Below are 25,280 nucleotides of genomic sequence, written 5' to 3'. Positions count from 1 at the left end.
GTCAGATTCCTTCCTTGGGTTCGAGCCCTTGCTCGTTCAGCATCTGCTCGCGCTTGCTGCCCTTGAAGCGGCTACGGATCACCACGAAGAACACCGGCACCAGGAAAATCGCCAGCACCGTGGCGGTGATCATGCCGCCGATCACGCTGGTGCCGATGGCGCGCTGGCCACCCGAGCCCGCGCCGCTGGCGATCGCCAGCGGCAGCACGCCCAGGATAAAGGCCATCGAGGTCATCAGGATCGGGCGGAACCGCAGGTGCACGGCTTCGAGCGTAGCGTCGATGACGCTGCGGCCCTGGGCCTGCAGATCCTTGGCGAATTCCACGATCAGGATGGCGTTCTTCGCCGACAGGCCAATCGTCGCGATCAGGCCCACCTTGAAGTACACGTCGTTGGGCATGCCGCGCAGGGTCACGCCGAGCAGCGCGCCGAGCACGCCGAGCGGCACCACCAGCAGCACCGCGACCGGGATCGACCAGCTCTCATAGAGCGCGGCCAGGCACAAGAACACGATGATCAGCGACAGCGTGTACAGCATCGGCTCTTGCGAACCGGCCAGACGCTCTTCATAAGACTGGCCCGACCACTCGAAGCCGAAGCCCGGCGGCAGCTTGGCAAAGTTGTCTTCCATGATCTTCATGGCTTCGCCGGTACTGCGTCCCGGAGCGGCCTGGCCAGCGATCTTCACCGCCGGCAAGCCGTTGTAACGCTCCAGGCGCGGCGAGCCCATGATCCACTTGGAAGTGGCAAAGGCGGCGAACGCAACCATGTCGCCATTGCTGTTCTTCACGCGCAGCTTGGTCAGGTCGTCGGGCAGCTTGCGGTCGTTGCCTTCCGCCTGGGCGATCACCTTGCGCACACGGCCTTCGTAGATGAAGTCGTTGACGTAGGAAGAGCCGAACGCGATGGCCAGCGTCGAGTTGATATTGGCCACCGAAACTCCCAGCGCGCGTGCCTTCTCGCGGTCGATGTCGATCTGCAGCTGCGGCGCGTCTTCCTGGCCTTCGGGGCGAACGCCCACCAGCGCAGGATTCTTCGCGGCCATGCCGAGCATCATGTTGCGCGCTTCCATCAGCTTGGCGTGACCCTGGCCGGTGCGGTCCTGCAGGCGGAAGTCGAAGCCCGAGGAGTTGCCCAGCTCGGAGATCGCCGGCGGGTTAAGCGGGAAGATGATGGCGTCCTTGATGAAGGACAGCGCACCAAACGCCCGGCCAACCAGTGCCTGCGCGGTCTCGTCCTTGCCGGAGCGGTCCTTCCAGTCCTTCAGGCGCACGAACGCGATACCGCCATTCTGGCCGCGGCCGAAGAAGGAGAAGCCCGCCACGGTGATCATCTGGTCCACCACCTTGGATTCCTTCTGCAGGTAGTAGTCCTCGATCTGCTTGAGCACGCCGATGGTACGTTCCTGCGTGGCGCCGTTGGGCAGCTGCACCACCGTGATCATGTAGCCCTGGTCTTCCTCGGGGAGGAAGGAGGAGGGCAGGCGCTTGAACAGCACCACCATGCCGACGATGATGAGCGCGTAGATGATCAGGTAGCGTCCGGCGCGCGCCAGGATGCGGCCCACCACGCTCTGGTAGCCGGTGGCGGCGCGTGCGAAGGTGCGGTTGAACCAGCCGAAGAAACCCTTCTTCTCGTGGTGGTGGCCAGCCTCGACCGGCTTGAGCAACGTGGCGCACAGCGCCGGCGTGAGCGTCAAGGCCAGCAGCGCCGAGAACGCGATCGACGCGATCAGCGACAGGGAGAACTGGCGGTAGATGTTACCCACCGAGCCCGAGAAGAACGCCATCGGGATGAACACTGCGGTCAGCACCAGCGTAATGCCGACGATGGCGCCGGTGATCTGGCCCATGGCCTTGCGCGTAGCGTCGCGTGGCGAGAGTCCTTCCTCGCTCATGATCCGCTCGACGTTTTCCACCACCACGATCGCATCGTCCACCAGGATACCGATCGCCAGCACCATGCCGAACATCGTCAGCACGTTGATGGAGAAGCCGAAGGCCAGCAGCATGCCCGTGGTGCCCAGCAGGGCCACCGGCACCACCACCGTCGGGATAATGGTCGCGCGGATGTTCTGCAGGAACAGGTACATCACCAGGAACACCAGCACCACGGCTTCGACCAGGGTCTTGATCACTTCCTCGATCGAGATCTTGACGAAGGCCGACGTGTCGTAAGGCACGGTGTACTGGTAGTCGGCCGGGAAGAACTTGGAGAGCTCTTCCATCTTGGCGCGCACCGCGGTGGCGGTGGCCAGGGCGTTGCCGCTCGGGGCCAGCTTGATGGCGATGGCCGCCGACGCCTTGCCGTTGGTACGGGCCAGCGTGGAGTAATCGGCGCCGCCGAGCTCGACGCGGCCGATGTCCTTGATGCGCACCGAGGAGCCGTCCGGGTTCGTGCGCAGCAGGATGTTGGCGAACTGCTCCGGCGTGGTGAGGCGGCTCTCGGTGGTGACGGTGGCGTTGAGCTCCGTGCCCTTGGGCGACGGCGTGCCGCCCAGCTCGCCCACGGCGACCTGGACGTTCTGCTCCGAGATGGCGGCGGTCACGTCCTGCGGCGTCAGGTTGAAGCCGGTCAGCTTGGCCGGGTCCACCCAGATGCGCATGGCGTACTCGGTGCCGAACAGGTCGGCCTGGCCCACGCCCGGCACGCGGCGGATCGAATCGATCACGCTGGACGAGATGTAGTTGCCCAGCTGGATGGCGTCGGCCTGCCCGGACTTGGACGTGACCGTCAGGAACATCATGTAGTTGTTCCCGGCCTTGTCCACGCGCACGCCCTGCTGGCGCACTTCCGCCGGCAGGCGCGCTTCCACGCGCTTGAGGCGGTTCTGCACCTCGACCGAGTTCAGGTCGATGTTGGAGCCCGGCTGGAAGGCGATCGTGATCGTCGACAGGCCGGTGGCTTCGCTGGTGGAGTTGTAGTAAAGCAGCCCGGGGATGCCGTTGAGCTCTTGCTCGATCACCGTGGTGACCGAGTCTTCAAGCGTCTTGGCGGATGCGCCCGGATAGGTCGCCGTGACCGAGATCGTCGGCGGGGCGATGTTGGGGTACTGGGCGATCGGCAGTTGCACCACCGACAGCAAGCCCCCCAGCACGATGATCAGCGCAAGCACCCACGCGAACACCGGCCGGTCAATAAAAAACTTGGCCATAACACTGGCTCCCTTCGAATTGCGCTCTGATTAGCCCTGCTTGGCGTCGGCCTTGTCAGCGGTCACCGCGGCTGGAGCCGAGGCTCCGCTGGCGGCGGGCTGCGCGTCAGGAGCCGAGGCGGTGGCGGTCTTCGAGACAAACGGCACGGCCTTGGCAGGCGCGCCGACCTTGACCTTCTGCAAGCCCTCGACGATCACCTTCTCGCCACCCTTCAGGCCCTCGGTGACGATCCAGCTCTCGCCGATGGCCTGGGGCGCCTTGACCGGCACCGCCGCGACGTTGCCGTCGCCGCCCACCACCATCACCGATGCGCCTTGCGCATTGCGGATCAGCGCGCGCTGCGGCACGGTCAGCGCGTTTTCGTCCACGCCCTGCTCGATCTTGACGCGCACGAAGGTGCCCGACAGCAGCTCGCGCTTGGCGTTGGGGAACTGCGCGCGCAGCGTGATGGCGCCGGTGGTCGGGTCAACCGTCATGTCCGAGAACAGCAGCTTGCCGGTTTGCTCGTACTCGCGGCCGTCCTCGATGAACAGATGGACGCGGGCGCCACCGTCGACGCCCTTGACCTTGCCGCTCTCGATGGCGCGGCGCAGCTTCATCACTTCGCTAGCGGGCTGGGTGAAGGTCACCCAGATCGGATCGACCTGCTCGACCATGGTCAGCTTGGTGGCTTCGCCGCTGCCGACCAGCGCGCCTTCGGTCACCAGCGCGCGGCCCACGCGGCCGCTGATGGGCGCGGTGACGGCGGTGTAGCCGAGGTTGATCTGGGCGGTGGAAACGGCAGCCTTGGCCGAGGCAATGTCGGCGGTGGCCTGGCCCGCGGCCGCCACGGCTTCGTCGTATTCCTGCTTGCTCACCGCGTTGACGGCGACCAGCGGCTTGTAGCGCTCGGCCTTCTGGCGGGCTGCCACGGCGTTGGCTTCAGCGCGGGCAAGGCTGGCCTTGGCCGACTCCAGCTGTGCCTGGTAGGGCGCGGGGTCGATCTTGAACAGCAACTGGCCTGCCTTGACCTCGCCGCCTTCCGTGTAGTTACGGGACAGCACGATGCCGGCAACCCGCGCCCGCACTTCGGCGGTACGCACGCCTTCGAGGCGGCCCGGCAGTTCATTGATAACAGAAACGGTCGTAGGCGTGACGGTAACGACACCCACTTCCGGCGGCGGCATGGCGCCGCCCTGTGGCTTCTTTTCGCCGCAGGCGGACAGCGCAAGCGCCGACAACACGGCAGCGGCAACGCAAGTAATACGTTGGGACTTCCTCATCGATAACCCCATGATGGCAATTTGAGATCGGCCGCATGCGCTCCCGGTGTCGTATCCGGATACGGCGCGGCCCACCGCTGGCAGATGGCACAGAGGCGGGCAAAAAGAGTAATGCTAGCCACAATTTGCAACGCTGACGTGGCACATGCGACGAAAGGTTGCAAATTAGTAACGACATGCCGACATGGCAGCGTGAACCGTGGAGAGGTGCGCGCCGCCGTCTGCCAGCCCATCACGCCGATGGGCTGGCCGAAAGTCAGGCGAACGCGTATTATATATACATTCAAGCATGTATGTAAGAACTTGTTGCAACGCGGCGATGGCCGCTCTATATAACCCACGTCCTAACGCGCCAGCGTGGCGCGCACAGTGCAAGGCGGGCTTCACCGCCAGCACTCAGGGAGACAAAACCAGACCGGTCCCTCGTGGCCGGCACCAGAGAACATCATGGTCCGACGCACCAAGGAAGAGGCGCTTGAAACACGCCATCGCATTCTCGACGCGGCCGAGGCGGTCTTTCACGCCCGCGGCGTTGCCCGCCCTTCGCTAGCCGATATTGCGGAGGCGGCCGGCGTGACGCGCGGCGCCATCTACTGGCATTTCAAGAACAAAAGCGATGTCTTCGCCGCGATGTCCGACCGCGTCCACCTGCCGCTCGAGGCCCTGTGCGAGCCGGGACGCATCGCCAGCCAGGAAGACCCGCTTGGCAGCATTCGCGACATCTGCGCCTTTGTGATGCGCCAGACCGTGGAAAACCCGCAGTGGCGGCGCGTGTTCGAGATCGTTTTCCACAAGTGCGAGATGGTGGCGGACAACGGCGCCATCTTCGAGCGGCAGCGCCAGTCGCACCAGGAGGGCACGGTGAAGATGCGCGAGCACCTGCGCATGGCTGTCGACCGCGGGCAGTTGCCAGGCGACCTCGACCTGGACCTGGCCGTCAATGTGTTTCATGCCTCGATTGGCGGGATGCTGTCGCACTGGTTGTTCGCCCCCGAGGATTTCGATCTCGAGAGCAATGCCGAGCGCGTGGCCGATGCCTTCATCGACACCCTCAAGCTGTCGCCGGCTCTGCGCCAGGGCTATGTGGCGCGTCCCGTGCCGAAGCTAGAGGAAGAAGTTGCCTCGATGTGCCAGGAAGCCAAGAAGAAAGCCGAGGCCGAGACCGAGACCAAGCGGGCTGCGCAGACACTCGCCACCAAAGCGCTACCCGGCTGATCGCCGCAGTGGCGCGCGAGCCGCTCAGCCCCGCACGGCCTCGCGCCAGCGCGCCAGGAAATTGCGCTTGCGCAGGGTGTCCTGCGCCGCCAGCAGGCCGGGGCCGACGCTGATCGGCTTGAGCGCGTAGCCCAGCCGCTCCGACAGCGCCGCCGCGGTGTGCTCGCTGTCGGTGTCGGTGCGGATCGTGTAGAGCTGCGAGGCGCTCTGCCCCAGCAACGTCTGGCCCGCACGCGAGAGCAGGAAATCCAGCCATAGCCGGGACGCGTTGGGATGCGGCGCGCGGCGCGCGATGAAGGCCACGCGCGACATCACCAGCGTGTAGTCGCGCGGCGCGATGACATCGATCTCCGCCCCGCGCTCCATCAGCGACAGCGCGTACGAACCCAGCAGGTTGTAGCCCATCACGAATTCGCCCGAGGCGATGCGCTCGATCATGTTCGCGGTGGACGCGGACAACTGCACGCCGCAGCGCCCCAGCGCCTGGGCCAGATACCAGAACTCATCACCCATGCGCGCGTCCTGCTGCGCCAGCAGGTAGCCCACCCCGGACTTTTCGACATCATAGGTCACCACCCGCTGGCGCCAGCGGGGCGTGTTTTCCTGCAGCAGGCGCGCCAGGCCGGTGCGGCTGCGCGGCGTGCGCATGCCGGCAAAATGGCGGCGGTTGTAGACGATCACGGCGGGCTCGAAGGTGGTGCCCCAGGCTTCGTCGCGCCAGGCAGCCCACGCCGGCAGGCCGGCCCGCTCGGGCGAGGGGTAGCGCAGGGCATGGCCGTCGTTGACGAGCTTGATCTGCAGGTCCATTGCCGTGCTCCACAGCACGTCCGCGTAGTCGGGGCCGCCCACCTGGCCCGCGCCCAGCGCGGCGCTATCGGCCAGGAAGCGGCCGTTCAGCTCCAGCGTGTTGAGGTCCTGATAGCGCACCTTGATGCCAGGGTAGCGTGCCTCGAACGCGGCCAGCAGCGGCCGCGCGATCTCCATGTCGGTGGAGGCATGCACGTTGACCGAGCCTTCCTGCACGCCCCGCGCGATGATCTCGGCGTAGCTTGCCGGGTAGCCCGCCGGCACCGGCGCAACGGCCTGGGCATGCACGCCATGGCTAAGCCCCGCCAGCGTGGCCGCAGCGGCGCCGGTCAGGACGCGCCGCCGGTGCCAGCTTGCTGGTAGTTCGGCAACCATGGCGGGAGGCGTGAAGGGCAAGGGCAAGGGGGACGGGGAGGGGGGCAGCTTGCGCAAGGCGGGAACCATCGGTGGTGACATCGGTGGCCAAAAGGGGCCATGGCGCACTCGCCGCGCGCAGCCCGGGGCGGAGGTATTATAAGCGCCCGCGGCGTGTCCTCGCGGGGGCGGAGGCCTTGCCAGCCATGGCGGCGCAGCCATCGCATGATTTCAAACGGACGCTTACCTGGCAGGGGAGGACCGCCGTGCGCTTATTGCTGGTGGAAGACGAGATTGAACTGGCGCGCTGGGTTGCGCGTGCCCTGGAGCAGGGCGGCTTCGTCATCGAGCATGTGGCCGACGGCCTGCAGGCCGAGGCGCGGCTGATGGCCGAGGAATACGACGTGGTGGTGCTGGACCTGCGCCTGCCCGGCAAGGACGGGCTGGCCGTGCTCAAATCCATGCGCGGGCGCGACGACCGCACCCCGGTGCTGATCCTGACCGCGCAAGACACGCTCGACGAGCGCGTGCGCGGCCTCAACCTCGGCGCCGACGATTACCTGCCCAAGCCCTTTGCCATTGCCGAACTGGAAGCCCGCATCCTGGCGCTGATCCGGCGTAGCCGCGGCCGCGCCCATCCGCGCCTGCAGTGCGGCACGCTGGTGTTCGACGGCGAAACGCGCAGCTTTACGCTCGAAGGTGCGCCGCTCGCGCTGACCCCGCGTGAATCGACCCTGCTGGGCGCGCTGCTGGCCAAGAGCGGCCAGCCGCTGACCAAGGCACAACTGCTCGACAAGGTGTTCTCGCTCGATGCCGACGTCAGCCCCGATGCCATCGAAGTGCTGGTCTACCGGCTGCGCAAGAAGCTCTCGGGCCACGGCGTGACCATCGTCACGCTGCGCGGCTTCGGCTACCTGCTGGAACCGGAAGGACAGCCCTGATGCTGCGCCGCCTGCCACGGCACTGGTTGCGGCGCTGGCTGCAAGGCAGCCTGCGCCGCCAGTTGCTGCTGCTGCTCGTGCCCGCGCTGGCGGCCATGATGGCGCTCGACACGTGGCTGACCTACGGCACGCTGCGCGATGCCGCCAACGCGGCGTACGACCGCTCGCTGTACGGCTCGGTGCGCGCCATCGACAACGCCATCGGCATGGCCGGCGAAAGCGTGCAGATCGCGCTGCCGGATGCCGCCATGGAGATGTTCGAGACCGCGGCGCAGACCCATGTCTTCTACCGCGTCTCGCTGGAGCGCAACGGCAAGATCGAAACCGTCACCGGCTATGACGACCTGCCGCTGCCCAAGGCAGAGATCGCCAGCAACCAGCCGCGCTTCTACGATGCCGACTATCGCGGCGACCCGGTGCGCATCGCCGTGCTGGCGCACCCGGTGTATCGCCCCAACGCCCACATGCGCGTGATCGTGCAGGTGGCTGAAACCGCCGAGCCGCGCTTTGCGCTGATCGCCACCGTGTGGCGCGGCGCGCTGGCGCGCGACGTGCTGCTGATCCTGATCAGCGCGGGCATCCTGGTGGCCGGCATCACCTATGTGCTGCGCCCGCTGGCGCGCGTGCGCGACGACGTGCAGGCGCGCTCCGCCGACGACCTCACGCCGCTGGCCTTCGACCATGTGCCCATGGAAGTCCGCCCGCTGGTCGACGCGGTCAACCTGCACGTCTCGCGCTCGGCCGCCATGACGCAGGCCCAGGCGCAATTCATCGCCGACGCCGCGCACCAGCTGCGCACGCCACTGGCCATCCTCAAGACGCAAGCCGAATTCGCCCAGCGCCAGCTTTGCGCCAGCGCCGACCCGACGCGCGCGCGGGATGCCGCCGGGGAGGCGGTAGGCGGCATCGTCACGCAGCTGGAGCAGGCCGCGCGCCTGACCAACCAGCTGCTGGCGCTGGCGCGGGTACGGCAGCACCCGGGCAGCGACGCGCCTGGCGAAGCCGAGCCGCTGGAGCTGATCGACGCCGTGGCCGTGGCCGAGCAGGTGGCGCTGGACTACTTGCCGCTGGCGCGCGGCAAGCAGCAGGATTTTGGCTGGGAGCGGCCGCAGGGGCTGGGGCTGCCCGTACGGGCCGATGCCGCGCTGTTGCGCGAGGCCTTTGCCAATCTTGTCCACAACGCGATCCAGTATTCGCCGCGCGGCAGCCGCATCACGCTTTCCGCCGCGCGCATCGGGGACGCCGCCTGCCTGGTGGTGGAGGACGACGGGCCGGGCATTCCTGCCGAGGAACGCGAGAAAGTATTTGCACGGTTCTACCGCCGGGTCGGGAACGTGGAGCCGGGCTCCGGCCTGGGACTGGCCATTTCCCGCGAAATGGCGGCGCGCTTCGGAGGAACGGTAGCGCTGGGAATCGCGCTGCAGGGCAAAGGAGTTCGGGCAGTCCTGTCGCTGCCGATCGGGGACTGAGAAGACATGAGAGGGCGCTAAAAAGACCAAAAAATCTAAAAAAACAAATGTCCATACATCCGACCCCACGTAAACCCCACCCCATTGCCTGACAAATTGACAGCCTTTTGACAGTTTCTACCCCCTAGAATCGCGCCATGGCCGCCGTACCGGCCAGACCAAGTCAGAAAGCCAAAGAACAAGTCCGGCATGCAAGCGCTGCCAGGGACAGGAGACAACGCCGAGCCACCCGGTCAACGCACGCAGCGCCGGCGCACCGCACGACTCTCCCGCCCCCGACAGCCCGCTTCACTGCCAGCCGGACACCTCCGGGGTCGGTCCTCGCCAGCAACGCCGGCAACCGTTCACCGGCAATCCTCTGAAAAAGAACAGGAGACCGTAATGCGTCGTTCGATTCATCGCTTTGCCCACGTCGTCATGGCTTCGGCCGCGATCACCGCCACCGTGGCCGCCGCGCCCGCGTTCGCGCTCGACAGCGTGAAGTTCATGATCGGCGCCAACCCGGGCGGCGGCTTCGACCAGACCGGCCGCTCGCTGGGCGCGGCGCTGGTTTCCGCCGGCGTGGCCAAGACGGCCTCTTATGACAACAAGGGCGGTGCGGGCGGCACCATCGGCCTGACGCAGTTCGTCAATACCGACAAGGGCAACCCCAACGCAATGATCGTCACCGGCGCGGTGATGGTTGGCGCGATCGAAACCAACCATCCCCCGGTCACGCTGAAGAACGCCACCCCGATCGCTCGCCTGTTCGCCGACACCATGGTGATCACCGTGCCGGCGAACTCGCCGCTGAAGTCCATGAAGGATCTGACCGCGCAGCTCAAGGCCAACCCGGGCAGCGTGAGCTGGGGCGGTGGCTCCAAGGGTTCGATCGACCACATCCTGGCGGGCCTGGTGGCCAAGGAAAGCGGCGTGGACCCGAAGAAGATCAACTACGTGCCCTTCCAGGGCGGTGGTGAAGCCTCGGCCTCGATCCTGGGCGGCCACGTGACCGTCGGCCTGGCCGGCGTGTCCGAGTTCCTGCCCTTCATCAAGAGCGGCAAGATGCGCGCGCTGGCCGTGACCTCCAAGGACCGCACCGCCGATATCCCCACGCTCAAGGAGCAGGGCATCAACGTGGAGATCTACAACTGGCGCGGCGTGTACGGCGCGCCGGGCATCACCGCCGAGCAACGCAAGGCGCTGGTGGATGCGGTGGTCAAGGCGACCGAGACCCCCCTGTGGAAGGAAACGCTGGCCAAGAATGACTGGACTCCGTTCCTGCTGACCGGCGACGAGTTCGGCAAGTTCGTGGACAGCGAGTCGGCCCGCCTGGGCGGTTCGCTGCGCGAGCTGGGCGTAGCGAAGTAAGCCACGCTGCCTGAGCGTTTCACCGCATTATCGTTTCAGCGTTTTACCTGTCGGCCCTGCCTGCGGCGCACCGTAACGCTCGGTGCGCATGCGGCAGGCGGGGGTCCGGTGTCCACCTGCGATACCCAAAAACCAAACTACACATCGCCGGGCCCCCGCCTTAAGCGGGGACGACAAACCGCGGGACGCCAAGGGCCGGACAACATGGCCGCAGGCACCGCTTGAAGGAGCCACTTCCAATCATGAAACCCTCACACCTGGCGATCGGCATTGCCGTATTGCTGATCTCCGCCTTCTACTTCGTCGGCCTGTCGGGCATTTCCGGCGACGAGGGCTATGCCGGCCTGTCGCCGCGCTTCATGCCCACGCTGGTTGCCATCGGCCTGGCCGCATGCGGCGCGGCGCTGACCTGGCAGGGCATTCGCGGCGGCTTTCGCAATATGCCGGAAGAAGACGCCGAACTGCCCGACGCCCCGCACAATTTCCGCGGCTTCCTGTGGGTGGCTGCCGGCCTGGTGGCCAATATGGCGCTGATCGGCACGCTGGGCTTTGTGCTGGCGTCAACCCTGCTGATGGTCTGCGTGGCACGTGGCTACGGCAGCAAGCGCTTTGTGCGCGATGCCCTGATCGGCCTGTGCATTACGTTGCCGATGTGGGCACTGTTTGAATTTCTGCTCGGCATCAATTTGCCGTTGCTGCCCGTCGCCGGGTTCTGAACGGAGCTGATGATCCATGGATACGCTTAACCTGCTGATGCATGGCTTTGCCATCGCCATCACGCCAATCAACCTGATGTGGGCCCTGGTGGGCTGCTTCCTGGGCACCGCCATCGGCGTGCTGCCGGGCATCGGCCCCGCGCTCACGGTAGCGATGCTGCTGCCGCTGACCGCCAAGGTGGAACCCACCGCCGCGCTGATCATGTTCGCCGGCATCTACTACGGCGCCATGTACGGCGGCTCCACCACCTCCATCCTGATGAACACGCCGGGCGAGTCGTCGACCATGGTCACGGCGATGGAAGGCAACCTGATGGCCAAGAGCGGCCGCGCCGGCCCGGCGCTGGCCACCGCGGCCATCGGCTCGTTTGCCGCCGGCACCATCGCCACCGTGCTGTTGTCGATGTTCGCGCCGGTCGCGGCCGACGTGGCGCTGCAGTTCGGGCCCGGCGAGTACTTCATGATCATGCTGCTGGCCTTCACCACGGTGTCGGCGGTGCTGGGCTCGTCCTTGCTGCGCGGCATGACCAGCTTGTTCCTGGGCCTGGGCATCGGCTTGATCGGCATGGACTCGCTGTCGGGCCAGACGCGCTACTCGATGAATGTGCAGGAACTGTACGACGGCATCGACATCGTGGTGGTCGCGGTCGGCCTGTTCGCCGTGGGCGAGGCGCTGTTCAATGCCTTCTTCCCGCAGCCCGCGGGCGGCTTCAACAAGCTCAGCTCGGTCATGATGACCAAGTCGGACTGGAAGCGCTCGGTGCCGGCGTGGATCCGCGGCACCATCATCGGCTTTCCCTTCGGCCTGATCCCGGCCGGCGGCGCGGAGATCCCGACCTTCCTGTCTTACGCTACCGAGAAGAAGCTGTCCAAGCACAAGGATGAGTTCGGCACGGTGGGCGCGATCGAAGGCGTGGCTGGCCCCGAGGCCGCCAACAACGCCGCCGTGACGGCCACGCTGGCCCCGCTGCTGACGCTGGGCATCCCCACCTCGAACACCACCGCGATCCTGCTGGCGGCGTTCCAGAACTACAACCTGCAGCCGGGCCCGATGCTGTTCCAGACCTCGGGCGACCTGGTGTGGGGCCTGCTGGCTTCGCTGTACATCGGCAACGTGATGCTGCTGGTGCTGAACCTGCCGGCGATCGGCCTGTGGGTGCGCATGCTGCGCATCCCCACGCCGCTGCTGTACGGCGGCATCCTGATCTTCGCGGGCCTGGGCGCCTACGGCATCCGCCAGTCGTGGTTCGACCTGCTGCTGCTGTTCATCATCGGCGTGCTGGGCATGGCCATGCGCCGCTTCGACTTCCCCACCGCACCGGTGATCGTGGGCATGATCCTCGGGCCCATCGCCGAGAAGCAGCTGCGCAATGCGCTGTCGATCAGCCAGGGCGACTGGTCGATCTTCGTGACCCAGCCGATCTCGGCCACCATCCTGGCCATGACGGTGGCGGTGGTGCTGATCCCGCGCATCCTGGGCTGGCTGGCCCGGCGCTCGGCGCGTGGCAAAGTGGCTGACGCCACAGGTTGATTAGCGCAAAATGCGGGCAAGGCCCGGCACTCCAGGGTGCCGGGCCTTTTCATTTGTCGCGCCATGGCATCGGCGCCGCTATCTCTACATTGCGCTCCACCACAAGAACATCGCGCCGGCGCCCCGCGCGCCAGGCCGCCGCAACATGCCCTCTCTCCTTCACCGCTGGCGTCCGGTCCTCTTGACGCTGCTGCTCGGCCTGGCCGCCGCGCTCGTTTGCACGCTGCTGCACACGCCGCTGCCATGGATGATCGGCCCGCTGCTGGCGGTCGCCATCGCGCGCATGCGCGGCGCCGACCTGCGCGCGCCCACGCAGGCGCGCAATGCCGGGCAGTGGGCCATTGGCACCTCGCTCGGCCTTTACTTCACGTCCGACGTGGTGGCGCGGCTGATCGAGTTCCTGCCGTATATCGTCGCAGGATCGCTGTTTGCGCTGCTGCTCGGCTGCGGCGGCGCCTGGCTGCTGCGCAAGACCACCGGCGTGGCGTTCAAGACAGCGTACTTCTCCACCGCCATCGGCGGCGCGTCGGAGATGGCCAACCTGGCCGAGCGCAACGGCGCGCGCATCGACCAGGTGGCGGCCGCGCATTCGCTGCGCGTGCTGATGGTGGTGGTGGCCGTGCCCGCGCTGTTCCAGTACGGCGGCATCCACGGCCTTGACCCATACGTGCCCGGGCCACGCACGGTGGACTACCTGTGGCTGCCCGTGCTGATCGCGATCACGGTCAGCGTGGCGCTGGTGCTCAAGCACTTCAACCTGCCCAATCCCTTCGTGATCGGCACGCTGCTGGCGGCCGCCATGCTGACCGCCTCGGGCTTCGAGCTGTCCGCCATCCCCACGTGGATGAGCCGCGCCGGCCAGTTGATGATCGGCGTGTCGCTGGGCGCGCGTTTCTCGCGCGACTTCCTCCATACCGCACCACGCTTTCTCGGCGGCGTGGCGGTGTACACGCTGGCGGCGCTGGTGCTCTCCGCGCTGTTCGGCTGGGGCCTGTCGGCACTGTCCGGCGTGCATCCCGCCACCGCCATCCTCGGCACCACGCCCGGCGGCATCGCCGAGATGTGCATCACGGCCAAGGTGCTGGAGCTTGGCGTGCCCCTGGTCACCGCCTTCCACGTGATCCGGATGGCCTTCGTGGTGCTGTGCACCGGCCCCCTGTATCATTGGCTCAAACATCGTGCCGCGCCGCAGGAGACGGAATAGCAACCTGGCCCGGCCCCATCCCAGACAAACGGGCGTGCCATGCCAGAGCCAACGCTAGAACCAACGCCGGAATCCGGCTTCACGCTTGCCGATATCGACCACACCCTGCAGCGGGTACTGGCGCCATGGGTGCGCCAGCTCGGGCTGCGTGCCGAGCACGTTGATGCGCAGGGCGTAACGCTGCGCCTGCCTTTTGACGAATCATTTCGCCATGCGGGTGGCGTGGTGTGCGGCCAGGTGCTGATGTCCGCGGCCGATACCGCCATGATCGTGGCCGTCGCCAATGCGCTCGGCGCCTTCAGGCCGATGACCACCGTCACGCTCACCACCAACTTCATGCGCCCGGTGATCGAGGGCGATGTGCTGGTGCGCGCTAATGTGCTGCGTCTGGGCAAGACCGTGGTGTTCGGCGAAATCGAGCTGACCGGCACCGATGGCAAGCTGGCCGTGCAGGCCACTACCACTTACGCGCTGCTGTGAGCGGCGCATCACCCAATTGCACGCCAAGTCGCACGCCAAATTGCACGCAATCTCCCAAGCCATCTCCATGCATGAGCCCCGCAGCCTGACGCCTGCCCCCATCCAGCCCGCCGCCGCCTCGCCGTTCGATCAGGTGGTGTTTGCCGGCGGCGGCAACCGCTGCTGGTGGCAGGCGGGCTGGTGGGATACGGTGGCGCCCGAGCTGGGGCTGCGCCCGCGCGTGATCACGGGGATCTCGGCCGGGGCCGCCACGGCGTGCATGATCTATACGCACGACTCCCGCCAGGTGATGGCGTACTACGGCCAGGTGCTTGCCGGCAACCGGCGCAATGCGTACTGGGGCAACCTGCTGAGCAAGCAACGCGTGTTTCCGCATTACGGCATCTACCGCACCGCATTGCTGAACATCTTCGGCGAGGGCCGCCTGGCAAACCTGCAGACGGCGCCGGAGATCCGCATCGGCGTGGCCCACATCCCGCGCTGGAGCGGCCCGCGGCTAGCGGTGATGGCCGGGCTGGTCGCCTACAACATCGAGAAACACTGGCTCAAGACCTTGCACCCGCGCCTGGGCCGCAAGCTGGGGTTTCATCCCGAGTTCGTGCGCGCGCAGGACTGCGGCTCGCCCGAGCAGCTGGCGGACCTGCTGCTGCAATCGTCCTCGACCCCGCCCTTCACGCCGGTGCTGCGGCGCGACGGCCGGCCCGTGCTGGATGGCGGCATGGTCGACAATGTGCCGGTCGACGCGCTCGACGCAACGCCCGGCAACGTGCTGGTGCTGGTGACGCGGCTCTATCCGCGCCCGCGCCGCTTTGTCCTGCAACACGGCGCGCAGCGCCGGCTCTACCTGCAACCTTCGCAACGGGTTCCGATCTCGAGCTGGGACTACACCCAGCCCGGCGCGATGATCGGTGCCTACGAACTCGGCCGGCGCGACGGGGAAACCTTTTTGCGTGACTGGCCGTCTGTCATGAAGACGGAGCTCGGCACCGCCGGGTAGCGCTCCCGCGCGCCGGCCGTGCTCGCGGCTCCGTCATCACGACGTGCAATGCGGCCTTCGCGCCGCCACAGGAGGCATTGATGACAAAACGCCAGGCAAGATCCACGACCGAGCGTCAGAGCGCCCGCAGGGCCAGCACCGAGCAGGCTGTCGAGCATGTCCCCCGTCGTGGCAAGCGCAAGCCCGGCGCGCAGCGCGAAGCGGATTTCGTGGTGATCGGTGCCGGCTCGGGCGGCGTGGCGGCTGCGCGGCGCGCGGCCACGCTGGGCGCGCGCGTGGTGCTGGTGGAGCGCGACGCGATCGGCGGCACCTGCATCAACCGGGGCTGCGTGCCCAAGAAAATGCTCTCGTATGGTGCCAGCCTCGCGGCGGTACTGTCAGGCTGCCTTTCGCACACCGGCGGCAAGGAAGACTGGAGCGATGCCATTGTGCGCGTCAACGCCGAGATGGCGCGGCTGCACGTGGCCTACACGCACCGGCTGCAGCAAGCCGGCGTGGAACTGCTGCGCGGCGACGCCACGGTAAGCGCCGCCGACCAGGTACAGGTGGGCGCCGAGACCATCCGCGCCAAACGCATCCTGATTGCCACCGGCGCACGGCCGCGCGCGTTGCCGGTGCCGGGTGGCGAGCTGGCCTGCACCTCGGACGACATCTTCACCTGGCAAAGCCTGCCAGCCTCGCTGGTGGTGATCGGCAGCGGCTACGTGGCGGTGGAGCAAGCCTCGATCCTGTCGCGCTATGGCGTCAAGGTGGAGATGCTGGTGCGCGAGGAACGCCTGCTGGCACGCTTTGACCGCGAAGTGGCCGAAGCGCTGGCCGAGGCGCTCACCGCCAAGGGCGTGCGCCTGCATTTCAATGCCGAGGTGACGCTGCTGAACCAGGCCAACGGGGCCATTGATGTGTGCTACCGGCAGCATGGCAATGACCGCATCCAGACCGTGCGCGCGCAGGCGGCGCTGGCGGCTATCGGGCGTGACCCGCATTGGGATGGGCTAGGCCTGGAGGCGCTGGGCATCGCGAAAACGCAGAAGGGCGGCATCCAGGTGGACCGCTCGTTGCGCACCAAGGTGCGCTCGATCCATGCCATTGGCGATGTCATCGACGGCCTGCACCTCACGCCGGTGGCCGGCGCTCAGGGCCGCTGGCTGGCCGACCGCCTGTTTGGCCGCCGCGGCGACCGCGCGGATTTCGACTTGGTGCCAACGGCGGTATTCTGCGAGCCGGCCATCGGCAGCGTGGGACTGACGGAGCATGCGGCCATCGAGGAAGCCGGCAAACCGGAGCGCATCCACACCGTGGTGCGCCGCTTCGTCTCGCTGGAGAATCGCTTTGCCGGCAGCGAGCAGGCCTCGATGCTCAAGCTGGTGGTGAATGCGCGCAGCGGGCGCGTGCTGGGCGCGCATATGATGGACAACGCCGCCCCCGAGATCATGCAGGCGTTTGCCGTGGCGGTGCGGCTCGGGGTGAAGCTGTCGCACCTGCAGACCACGGTGCAGCTGCATCCCACCGTGGCCGAGGAGCTGTTCGGCTAGGCGCGCCGCCGGATTCAGGCCGGCTCGGCCATCGCCGCCGGCTTGGCGCCCTCGCACGGATCGGGCCGCTTGTGCACCGGCACCAGCACCACGCGATCATAGGCACCGATCTCGCGGCCGCTGGCCTGCTCCAGGTAACCCACGCTATAGATCGCGCCCGGCTCGGCAGCGAGCCAGCGCGGCGCGCCCACATCGCGCCGCACATGGCCGTTGCCGGCAATCAGCACGGCGCCGCGGTCGGCGTATTCGCGCATGGAGGCCGCCATGACCGCGTCGCGCGCGGCCTGCGCGTCCAGCATGCCGGGCAGCATGGCCTTGGGGAAATTGCCGCAGTGGCCACGGTCGAGCACCGCGGTCTGCTCGGTCACCACGTCCGCGGGCAACGGTGCTGCGAGGCCGAGGCGCTTGCGCTGCGTCGCATCGAACACGCCATCGAGCCCGCCGCGCACGATCTTGCTCGCATCCGCGCGCGACAGGTTGGCCGCCACCAGCGGCAGGTCGTAACGCAAGGCCAGCGCCACTACCGGCGTGTAAAGCTCCCACTGCCAGCTCTTGCCACCCGCCTGCGCCACGACATACGCCGCGTCGCCGGGCCGCTCGCGGCGGGCGCGGTCGATATCGGCCTGGCGCTCGCGGTCGAACTGTTCCATCGCGATGGCCGGGCGCCAGCCGGCGGCCAGTGCGTCCGACAACGCTAGCAGGCGCCGCTTTTGCCCATCGGCGTTGTCGTGGACCTCGCCCAGCAGCACGTAGGTCTTGCCGGTGAACTGATGCGCGACATCACCAGCCACGGCGGCAGGTGGCGTGCCCGCGCAACCGGCGAGCGCGGCGAACAGGGCGGCCGCGAGCGCCAGTGCGGCGGCGCGGGTAGGGACATAGCTGGCTAGGCTGGCAACGCTGTGACGAATCTGCATGGCTAAGTAATCCTGGTTGCGATGGCTCGCTCGCGCTCATTATTGCGCAGTTTTACCGCGCGGCCGCGGCTTCCGGCACATACACCATCGAGCCGTCCTGCAACCGGTACGCCACGCCGGCCTTGGTGCCGTCTCCGCTGCCGACCTGGCCGCTGGCCTGGTAGCGCACGACCTTCTCGCCCTGCTTGGAGACGATCTCCATGTTGGGCTTGCCGGGATTGGTGATGATGGTGACGTCCGCGTGTGTAAACGGGTTCATCGGGTTCTGCGCGATGGCCACCAGCAGCGCGGCGATCACCACCAGGAACACGTCGATCAGGTTGACCACCGACAGGATGGGATCGTCGGCCTCGCTCTCCTCCAGGAACTTCATGCGTCCACCTCCCACTGCGGTTGATGCTTGCCCAGCCACACCAGCTCCTCGGCGAGCCAGCGGCGGCGCACGTTGACCACCCAGAAGGTGATGCTGGCAGCGATCAGCGCGAGAATCACCGCGGAAAACGCGATGGTGAGGTTCTCGCCCACGTTGGCGAGGTTGCCGCCCGACAGGCCCTTGAGCGCGGGCCCCATCGGGATCATGGTGGCCACCAGTCCCAGCATCGGCGCGACGCGCGTGGCAATGCGCGGCCACTCCAGCAGGCGGTGCGCGGTCACGTCAAGCGTGTCCGGGTCCTGGATACGGTGGCGCAGGGCGAACGCCACCAGCACATAGCCGCGCCCCGTCTCGATGCCGTGACGGCGGCGTTGCCAGCCTTGCGTGATGAACTCGCCGAGCGCCCAGAAGGCGTACAGGAATAGCAGCCCGATCAGGGCCAGCGTCGGAAACAGGAACAACTGGCCGACGTCGTACATCAGGGTTTCAAGCAGGGTAGGAGTCATGATGCCTCAGTGGGTTTCGGGTTGTTTTTGGAAGAAGGGCGCAGCGCCAGCGCGGCGGCGCGCGCTGAGGGCGCCGCCCAGCATGGCGCCGGCCAGTGCGATGCCGCCGGCAAGCCACGACAGCACGGGCACGAGAGCCGCCGCGGGAGGCCTTTTCTCGACCAGTTGCATGCCTTGTACCGGCACCGTTTGCGGCTGTGCCTTGGGCTCGGGTTGCGGCTTGGGCTGCGCCTGCGCTTGTGCTTGTGCTTGCTGCTGGGCAGGACGCGGTGCCGCCTGCGGGGCAGCTGCCTTCGGCGCGCCGGCGGGCGGTGCCGCGGGAGCCTGCGTGCCATAGCCCGCGGCGCCGGGCGCCATGGCCTGCTGCTGCACGTAGCGATTGAAGCTGCGGTTGTCGCTGCGGAAATCGTGCCGCTGCGACAGCGCCTGCCACCTGTCGGCCAGCGTCTTGAGCATCTCGGGATCGGCCCCCCAGTAGCCCTTGCGCGCGGCTTCCAGCATGCGCTCGATTATCTGCGCCTGGGCCTGTGGCGCATTCTCCTCGAACCAGGCGTCCAGGCCGAGCTTGTGCTTGTCCTTGACGTAGACCTCGGCGAACTCGGTCCACTGGTCGTCGCGCACAATCTCCGGCGCGACCGCGGTCCAGCCCCAGAAATTGTTCACGGTATCGAGCACGTTGAGCGCGCCGCTATAGCCTTCGGCCTTCATGCCTTCGATCCAGCCGGGATGGAAGTAGCGCGTGCGCAACTCGGTGGCAAGGAAAGACGCCGCCGTCTCCGTACGCGCGCTGCTGGCATCGCGCAGGTTGGAGATCAGCAGCTCCGGCGCCTTGCCCGTCAGGTGGCGCACGGCCAGGCCGATGCCACCGAGATACTGGAAAGGATCGTCGGTGGTCAGCATGCCGTACAGGTTGGAGCTGCGCGCCAGCAGCGCGCCCTCCACGCCCTTGAGATTCTCCGCGTAGAGATTCAGTTGTGGCAGTTTCTCGCCCCACGTCTTCTCGTCGGGCCCATAGCCGTATTGCATGCGCGCGAGATAGAGCTTGGCCAGCTTGGCGTCCGCTTCCTTTGCGCTGCCGAAGCTGTCGCTGGCCAGCGTAGCGTCGTTCAGTCCCGTGCCATAGTTGCCGGTCTCGCTGGCGAAGATTCGCGTGAGCGCCAGCGACTCGATGCGCTCCGGGGTCATGTCCGCGGCCTTGAGCTGCGCCAGCCGCGCGATGACCGCGCGCGTGCTGGCGGCGACGGCGTTGTCGGGCTCGGGCTGCGCGGCGGCGAGCTTGACCGCTTCGGCCAGCCACTTGATCAGGTTGGGAAAGTGATCGCGATAGAGGCCGGTAGCGGACAGCACCACGTCCACGCGCGGCCGCTTGAGCTCGGTGGCGGGAATCGCTTCCACGCCAACCACGCGGCCGCCGCCGTCCCACTTCGGGCGAATGCCCATGGCGGCCATCGCTTGCGCCTCCAGCATGCCCTGATGGCGCATGGTCTCCACGCTCCACAGCGAGAAGGCCAGCTTGGTGGGCCACTTTCCGTGGCGCTTGCGCCAGTCGGCAATCATGCTCTGGGCCGCGGCCTGGCCGGCCTGCCACGCTTCGCGGCTCGGTACCTTCGAGGGATCGAACCCATACAGGTTGCGCCCGGTCGGCAGTGCGTCGGGATTGCGCACCGGGTCGCCGCCGGTGCCGGCCAGCACGTAGCCCCCGGCCAGCGCGGTGAGGACGGATTCGCTCTCCGGCGCGGCGTCCAGGCTGGCGTACAGCGTGCGGGCACGCTGCATGTCTTCGCGCTGTTCTTCGCGCTGTTTGGCGTCGGCAAGGTTGGTCAGCGACGCACCGTCGATCACGTACTTGCGCAGCATGGCGTACGGCGCCGATTGCGTGAGCTGTTTGTAGTCAAGCGCGAACAGTTCTTCCGGCTCGTCGGGAAACACGCGCTTGAGCCACGGTTGCCCGAGCATGGCCATCACCGTGTACAACCGCAGCTCGGGATCCTGCGACTGGCCGAACGTATGCAGGCCGTAGGGCTGCAATGCACCGGCGAGCTCGTGCAGATGCATGTGCAGCGCATCGAGGTATTCGGCAAACTGCGCGCTCGCGCGGGCTTGCGGCCAGCCCATGTCGTCGAGCAGGTGCATGCGCGCACTGCGCTTGAGGATGTCCTCGCGCAGCGTGTCCTTCACTGCGCCGTCGTCCTGTTGCAGGTAGTTATGCAACTGGTCGTGCAGCGCCGACAGATCGGTGTGCAGGCCCGCCGGCTTGAACGGTGGCGTCTGGTGGCTGACGATGGTGGCGCGGCCACGGCGCTTGGCCTGCAGTGCCTCGCCCACGTCATCGACGATGTAGGGATAGATCACCGGCACGCTGCCGAGCACCAGGTAGGGCTGGTCGGTCACGGACAGGCCGCGCTCCTTGCCCGGCGTCCATTCCTGCGTGCCGTGGGTGCCGTAGTGCACCAGCGCCTCGCGCCCTTCGCGCGCCCACAGGTAGGCCGCCATGTAGAAATGGCTAAGCGGCGTCTTGGTGGAGTGATAGAGCGCTTTCTCGGCGGCTTCGTCGCGCTCGCCGCGTGGCGGCACCGGCATCAGCGCCACGTTGCCAAGCTGCAGGCGCGGGATGGCGAAGCCGGCCACGCCGTTGCGCCTGATCGCCATCGACGAGGCTTCGGGTTCGCCCCAGCGCGCGCTGACCTCGGCGCGAAACGCAGCAGGTTGCGCCTCGTACCAGCGGCGGTATTGCGCCATCGGCATCCACACTGCGCGATCCGCGTCGAGCAGGGCGGCGAGCTGTCCATCGCGATAGAAGGGTGCGAGCAATGCGCCCAGATCGCGCTGCAACGTGAGCGCATCCGCAGCGTCGGTACGGTAGCCGGCCGCATGCATTGCGGCCAGCGTGGACGACAGGCTGCGCGGCAGGTTGAGGAACGATGCCGACAGATTCTTCTCTCCCGCCGGATAGTTGTAGAACAGGATCGCCACGCGCTTGTCGGCGTTGGGCGTGCGCTGCAGGCGCGTGAGCGCCAGCGCCTTGTCCGCCACGGCATCGAGCTGCGCCGGCAGGCTGACGATACTGCCGTCCTTGTGCGAGGTGGCGGCGGCCAGCATGGGATCGCTCACCCCGGCCAGCTCGGGCTGCACGAGGTAGAAGGGCGTGTCGGTAAGGCTGATGCCGTGCGGGTCGCGCTCCCAGTCCTGCGCGTCGCCCTTGCGATAAGGCATGACCTGCAGCACCGGGATGCCAAGCGTTTCGAACTCCGCCTTGCGGCCTGCCGCGTTGAGCATGATCTGGCCGTTGATGAGCACGTCGACGATGCGCTTGCCGCCGGGCGCGGCCATGTGCAGCACGCCGCCCGCATCCATTACGCCGCTGTAGAACACCAGCGCACGCGCGCCGCGCGCTTCGATGCGCGTGATCAGGTCGTCGACGAAGGCGCTGTCCAGACCCGACACGTAGGCCTGGTGGATGGCGACGCCGATCACCGGCTCGCCCGCATGGCCGGACACCTTGAGCGCGTCGTCTGGCGATGCGGTGACCACGCTGGCGAGCCGCGGATGGTAGTAAGCGGCCTTGGGGAAGACGACCGGCACGGGAATGGCGTTGTCCGCATGCAGCTTGAATTGCTGCACGGCCAGCGTGCGCATCATCGCGTCGAAGTTGGCGCGGCCGCCGTTGACGTAGTACGCCTGCAGCTTCGCGCCCAACGCGCTATCCACGCCGTGCGCATCGAAGCGGTCAGTGGCAATCAGCAGGCGCGGCACGCGCGCATTGGTCCACAGCGGCCCGAGCTTGGCCAGCATCTCGGTGACGATATGGTCGCGCGGCGCGTCCAGGATCAGCAGGCCGGCGCCGTCGATAAACGGCGCGATATCCTGCGCGCTCATGCGCTCCAGGTAGCGCGCGTCCAGCGTCATGCCGTGCGCGCGCGCCATGGCCTGCAGTGGCTCGAATTTGCCGGCGGGCACGGGCGAGGTGGTCAGCACCGCGATGCGCGGCGCTGCCGACGCTGGCTGCATGCCGAGCACCAGCCAGGTTATCCACAGCAGGCACAGCGCGCGGAGAAACCGCATCTTGGTTTTATCTAGTGGGGACATGTCGGGTCGATTCGCCTCCGGTCAGAACGACAGCTTCACGCTGGCGGCAAAGGTACGTCCTGGCTGCGTATAGAAGTCCAGGCCCGGCTCGCTGGCGGCCACGCTGCCTTGGCGCACATCGCCCCACAACCAGTACTTTTTGTCGAACACGTTGTTCACCGACAGCACCAGGCTGGCGTAGCGGTTAAAGCGCCACCAGCCCTGGATGTCGGCCACGCCATAGCCGCCCGGCTTGAAGTAGGCGAACGAGGTGTCGTCGGTGCGCGTCACGGTGCGCGCGCCGCGCCAGCGCAGGCTGGCGCCCTGGCCCTGGCTGCTGCTGCCGCGCTCCCACGTCAGCGCGGCGCTGGCGCGCAGCGGCGAGACGCTGTTGAGGGGCTGGCCGGTCTGCTCGTTATTGCCGTGCGCGTAGGCCACCGCGCTGTCCACGCGCCATTGCGGCAGGAAGCGGTAGCTGCCGCGCCACTCGGCGCCGTAGATGCGCACGCTGCTCTGGTTGCGGTACTGGTACGTCGCGCGCAGGCCGGCAAGACAAGCGGGGTCCGATGGGCAGCGCAGCGCGACTTGCTCGATGAAGTCCTTGTAGCGGTTGTCGAACACCGCGACGCTGGTCTGCACGCGCTCATCCGTATAGCGCGCGCCGATTTCGAACGAGCGGCTCTTCTCCGGGTTCAGGTCGCCATTGGGCGCGGCGCCGTAGCCCTGGATGGTGTTGCGGAAGCTGCCGTTGATCTCCTGGTAGTTGGGCGCGCGGTATCCGAATACGTACTGGGCCCACAGGTTGATGCGGTCGGTGGCTTGCCACAGCGCGGAGAGCTTGGGCGACAGTGCCGAATCGCTCTTGCTGATGGCGGGCTTGGAAGCCACGCTGTTGTAGAGCTTGTCGTCATCCGGGCCGAGCGAGTAGTGGTCAAAGCGCAGCCCCGGCGTGAGCGTGAAGCGGCCGCCGGCGAACTGCAGTTCATCCTGCACGAAGATGCCGGTCTGGCGCGTTTCGCCTTTGGGGAAATCGTGGATCGGGAAGTTGTCGCCGGCCAGCGATTTGGACACCACGCCGGTGGTGCGGTTGTAGGTGGTGCCGTCGCGCATCTCGCTGGTCTGGGTACGCAGGAAGTCCACGCCGGTGATCAGCCGGTGGCCAACAACACCGGTATTGAACGACTTGTCGGCCTGCACGTTGAAGCCGGTCTGCTGCTGGCGAAAACCGAACAGCAGGTTGACGTCGCACAGGCTGGTGCCCGCGGTGGAGCCCGAGCAACCCGAACTGGTGCGGCTGCGCACCTGGTTGGTCACGGTGTTGGACTCGCTCTCCTGGTAGAACACCGCCGCGCTCAGGCGATCGATGACGCGGCTGGCCGGCTTCCATTCGTAGTCCAGGCTGACGCGGTTGCGCGACAGGTCCTCGGTGCCGTTGGCGGAGGTCACGCGCGGCAGCGCGGTGGACAGCCGGCGGATATCGGTGAAGGTGTCGTTGTCGCGATGCTCGTAAGTCAGCTTGAAGCGATGGCCCGCGGCCGGGTCGAGCACGATCTTGCCGAGCCAAGCGTTGGTCTCGCTGTTCTGCGGATTGGCCTTGGTGCGGCCGGTCGACGTGGTGTCGTTGCCCCCCATGCTCTGCACTTCGTGCCCCTTGCGGTGCGCGTACATGAACAAGCCCTTGATGGTCTCGTTGCCGCCGGCCACGCCCGCGGTCTGGCCGAAGCTGCGGTCGATGCCGTTCCACGACAGGCCGGCTTCGCCACCCACCGCGCGCCCGCGCATGATGTCCTCGGGATCCTTGGTCACGTACGACACCACGCCGCCGATGGCGTCCGAGCCGTACAGGCTGGAAGCCGGCCCGCGCAGCACCTCGACCCGCTTGAGGAAAGAGAACTCGGGCGCGTCGCGCGTGGCGCTGGACAGGTTGGAGGGGCCGCCGCCGTTGTAGTAGTCGGGCAGGCGCACGCCGTCGACCATCAGCAGCACACGGTTGTCTTCGATGCCGCGGATATTGATGCTGCCGGCGCCAAAGCGGCGACGGTCGCGGGGCACGTCGATATCGGGCTCATCGGCGAACAGGGCAGCCTCGTCAACGGGCTGGGCGCGTTCGATCCGGCTGGCATCGATGGCGGTGATGGTGGAGGCAACGGCGTCGGCGCGCTCCTCGGTGCGAGTGGCGGTGACCACCACCTCGCTTAAGTGGCGGGCCGGATCGGCGGCCGGATCGGCAGCCAGGACGGGACCGCCAAGGGCAGCGCAGACGGCGGCGATGGGCGTGACTCGGATAGAGGCAGAGGCGCGCAAGCGCGCCAGACAGCGGCGTTTCATGGAATTTCCCCAAAGAAAGCGAAACGCTGGCTGGCTAGTGCGAAAACTGTGGCTGGCTCGCGTGGTCAGGCGTGGCTCGGC

18 protein-coding genes are annotated in these 25,280 nt (G+C 67.2%); 10 read left to right on the top strand and 8 right to left on the bottom strand.

The window, feature by feature from the left end; genetic code table 11:
- Position 1: 1 nt before the first annotated feature.
- Both AC1DQR_RS18575 and AC1DQR_RS18570 read right to left on the bottom strand, forming a co-directional pair.
- On the bottom strand, positions 2–3,154 hold the full coding sequence (locus tag AC1DQR_RS18575) for an efflux RND transporter permease subunit (protein WP_416050036.1): 3,153 nt from the start codon (positions 3,152–3,154) through the stop codon (positions 2–4).
- 30 nt (positions 3,155–3,184) lie between these two features.
- Positions 3,185–4,417: an efflux RND transporter periplasmic adaptor subunit gene (locus AC1DQR_RS18570; protein ID WP_416050035.1), complete on the bottom strand. Its 1,233-nt coding sequence runs from the start codon at positions 4,415–4,417 to the stop codon at positions 3,185–3,187.
- A 447-nt stretch (positions 4,418–4,864) separates the two neighbouring features.
- Here AC1DQR_RS18570 and AC1DQR_RS18565 point away from each other — a divergent pair, with 447 nt between their 5' ends.
- Positions 4,865–5,632, top strand: coding sequence for a TetR family transcriptional regulator (locus AC1DQR_RS18565; protein ID WP_416050034.1), 768 nt, complete (start codon positions 4,865–4,867; stop codon positions 5,630–5,632).
- Between the two features lie 24 nt (positions 5,633–5,656).
- Here AC1DQR_RS18565 and AC1DQR_RS18560 read toward each other — a convergent pair whose 3' ends face one another.
- Complete coding sequence (locus AC1DQR_RS18560; RefSeq protein ID WP_416050409.1) at positions 5,657–6,814, bottom strand: ABC transporter substrate-binding protein; 1,158 nt, start codon at positions 6,812–6,814, stop codon at positions 5,657–5,659.
- A gap of 245 nt (positions 6,815–7,059) precedes the next feature.
- On the opposite strand from AC1DQR_RS18560, the gene AC1DQR_RS18555 reads away from it, so the two are divergent.
- The 9 genes from AC1DQR_RS18555 (at position 7,060) to AC1DQR_RS18515 (ending at position 17,013) form a co-directional block, all read left to right on the top strand.
- Positions 7,060–7,734, top strand: a complete 675-nt coding sequence (locus tag AC1DQR_RS18555) for a response regulator (protein WP_043352486.1) — start codon at positions 7,060–7,062, stop codon at positions 7,732–7,734.
- Positions 7,734–9,203 carry a sensor histidine kinase gene (locus AC1DQR_RS18550; protein ID WP_416050033.1) on the top strand — a complete coding sequence of 490 codons (1,470 nt, stop codon included), beginning with the start codon at positions 7,734–7,736 and terminating at the stop codon, positions 9,201–9,203. Before AC1DQR_RS18555 ends, AC1DQR_RS18550 begins: the two co-directional genes overlap by 1 nt.
- A gap of 381 nt (positions 9,204–9,584) precedes the next feature.
- Positions 9,585–10,553, top strand: coding sequence for a tripartite tricarboxylate transporter substrate binding protein (locus tag AC1DQR_RS18545; protein ID WP_150986401.1), 969 nt, complete (start codon positions 9,585–9,587; stop codon positions 10,551–10,553).
- 242 nt (positions 10,554–10,795) lie between these two features.
- A complete protein-coding gene (locus AC1DQR_RS18540; RefSeq protein WP_477133498.1) occupies positions 10,796–11,269 on the top strand; it encodes a tripartite tricarboxylate transporter TctB family protein in 474 nt (157 codons plus the stop codon).
- 16 nt (positions 11,270–11,285) lie between these two features.
- On the top strand, positions 11,286–12,800 hold the full coding sequence (locus AC1DQR_RS18535; protein ID WP_006162311.1) for a tripartite tricarboxylate transporter permease: 1,515 nt from the start codon (positions 11,286–11,288) through the stop codon (positions 12,798–12,800).
- Between the two features lie 145 nt (positions 12,801–12,945).
- Complete coding sequence (locus tag AC1DQR_RS18530; RefSeq protein ID WP_477133497.1) at positions 12,946–14,004, top strand: AbrB family transcriptional regulator; 1,059 nt, start codon at positions 12,946–12,948, stop codon at positions 14,002–14,004.
- Between the two features lie 39 nt (positions 14,005–14,043).
- A complete protein-coding gene (locus AC1DQR_RS18525) occupies positions 14,044–14,484 on the top strand; it encodes a PaaI family thioesterase (protein ID WP_416050031.1) in 441 nt (146 codons plus the stop codon).
- A 67-nt stretch (positions 14,485–14,551) separates the two neighbouring features.
- The gene (locus tag AC1DQR_RS18520; RefSeq protein WP_416050030.1) at positions 14,552–15,481 is read left to right on the top strand and encodes a patatin-like phospholipase family protein; all 930 of its coding nucleotides are present in this window, start codon (positions 14,552–14,554) and stop codon (positions 15,479–15,481) included.
- Positions 15,482–15,561: 80 nt separating this feature from the next.
- On the top strand, positions 15,562–17,013 hold the full coding sequence (locus tag AC1DQR_RS18515) for a dihydrolipoyl dehydrogenase family protein (RefSeq protein ID WP_416050029.1): 1,452 nt from the start codon (positions 15,562–15,564) through the stop codon (positions 17,011–17,013).
- A gap of 14 nt (positions 17,014–17,027) precedes the next feature.
- Here the strand turns inward: AC1DQR_RS18515 and AC1DQR_RS18510 are convergent, their stop codons facing one another.
- Genes AC1DQR_RS18510 through AC1DQR_RS18490 form a run of 5 tightly spaced genes read right to left on the bottom strand, consistent with a single transcriptional unit; the run spans position 17,028 to position 25,199 of the window.
- A complete protein-coding gene (locus AC1DQR_RS18510; RefSeq protein ID WP_416050028.1) occupies positions 17,028–17,927 on the bottom strand; it encodes a ChaN family lipoprotein in 900 nt (299 codons plus the stop codon).
- A 52-nt stretch (positions 17,928–17,979) separates the two neighbouring features.
- The gene (locus AC1DQR_RS18505) at positions 17,980–18,300 is read right to left on the bottom strand and encodes a DUF2149 domain-containing protein (RefSeq protein WP_150986396.1); all 321 of its coding nucleotides are present in this window, start codon (positions 18,298–18,300) and stop codon (positions 17,980–17,982) included.
- Positions 18,297–18,806: a MotA/TolQ/ExbB proton channel family protein gene (locus tag AC1DQR_RS18500; RefSeq protein ID WP_150986395.1), complete on the bottom strand. Its 510-nt coding sequence runs from the start codon at positions 18,804–18,806 to the stop codon at positions 18,297–18,299. Before AC1DQR_RS18500 ends, AC1DQR_RS18505 begins: the two co-directional genes overlap by 4 nt.
- A gap of 6 nt (positions 18,807–18,812) precedes the next feature.
- Entirely contained in the window at positions 18,813–22,868 is a 4,056-nt protein-coding gene (gene cobN / locus AC1DQR_RS18495; protein WP_477133496.1) for a cobaltochelatase subunit CobN, read from the bottom strand.
- A 45-nt stretch (positions 22,869–22,913) separates the two neighbouring features.
- Positions 22,914–25,199 (bottom strand): TonB-dependent hemoglobin/transferrin/lactoferrin family receptor, encoded by a 2,286-nt coding sequence (locus AC1DQR_RS18490; protein ID WP_477133495.1) that lies wholly within the window; start codon positions 25,197–25,199, stop codon positions 22,914–22,916.
- Positions 25,200–25,280 lie beyond the last annotated feature (81 nt).

The organism is Cupriavidus sp. 05L411, assembly GCF_056398045.1.
This window is presented reverse-complemented; position numbering and strand designations above follow the sequence as displayed.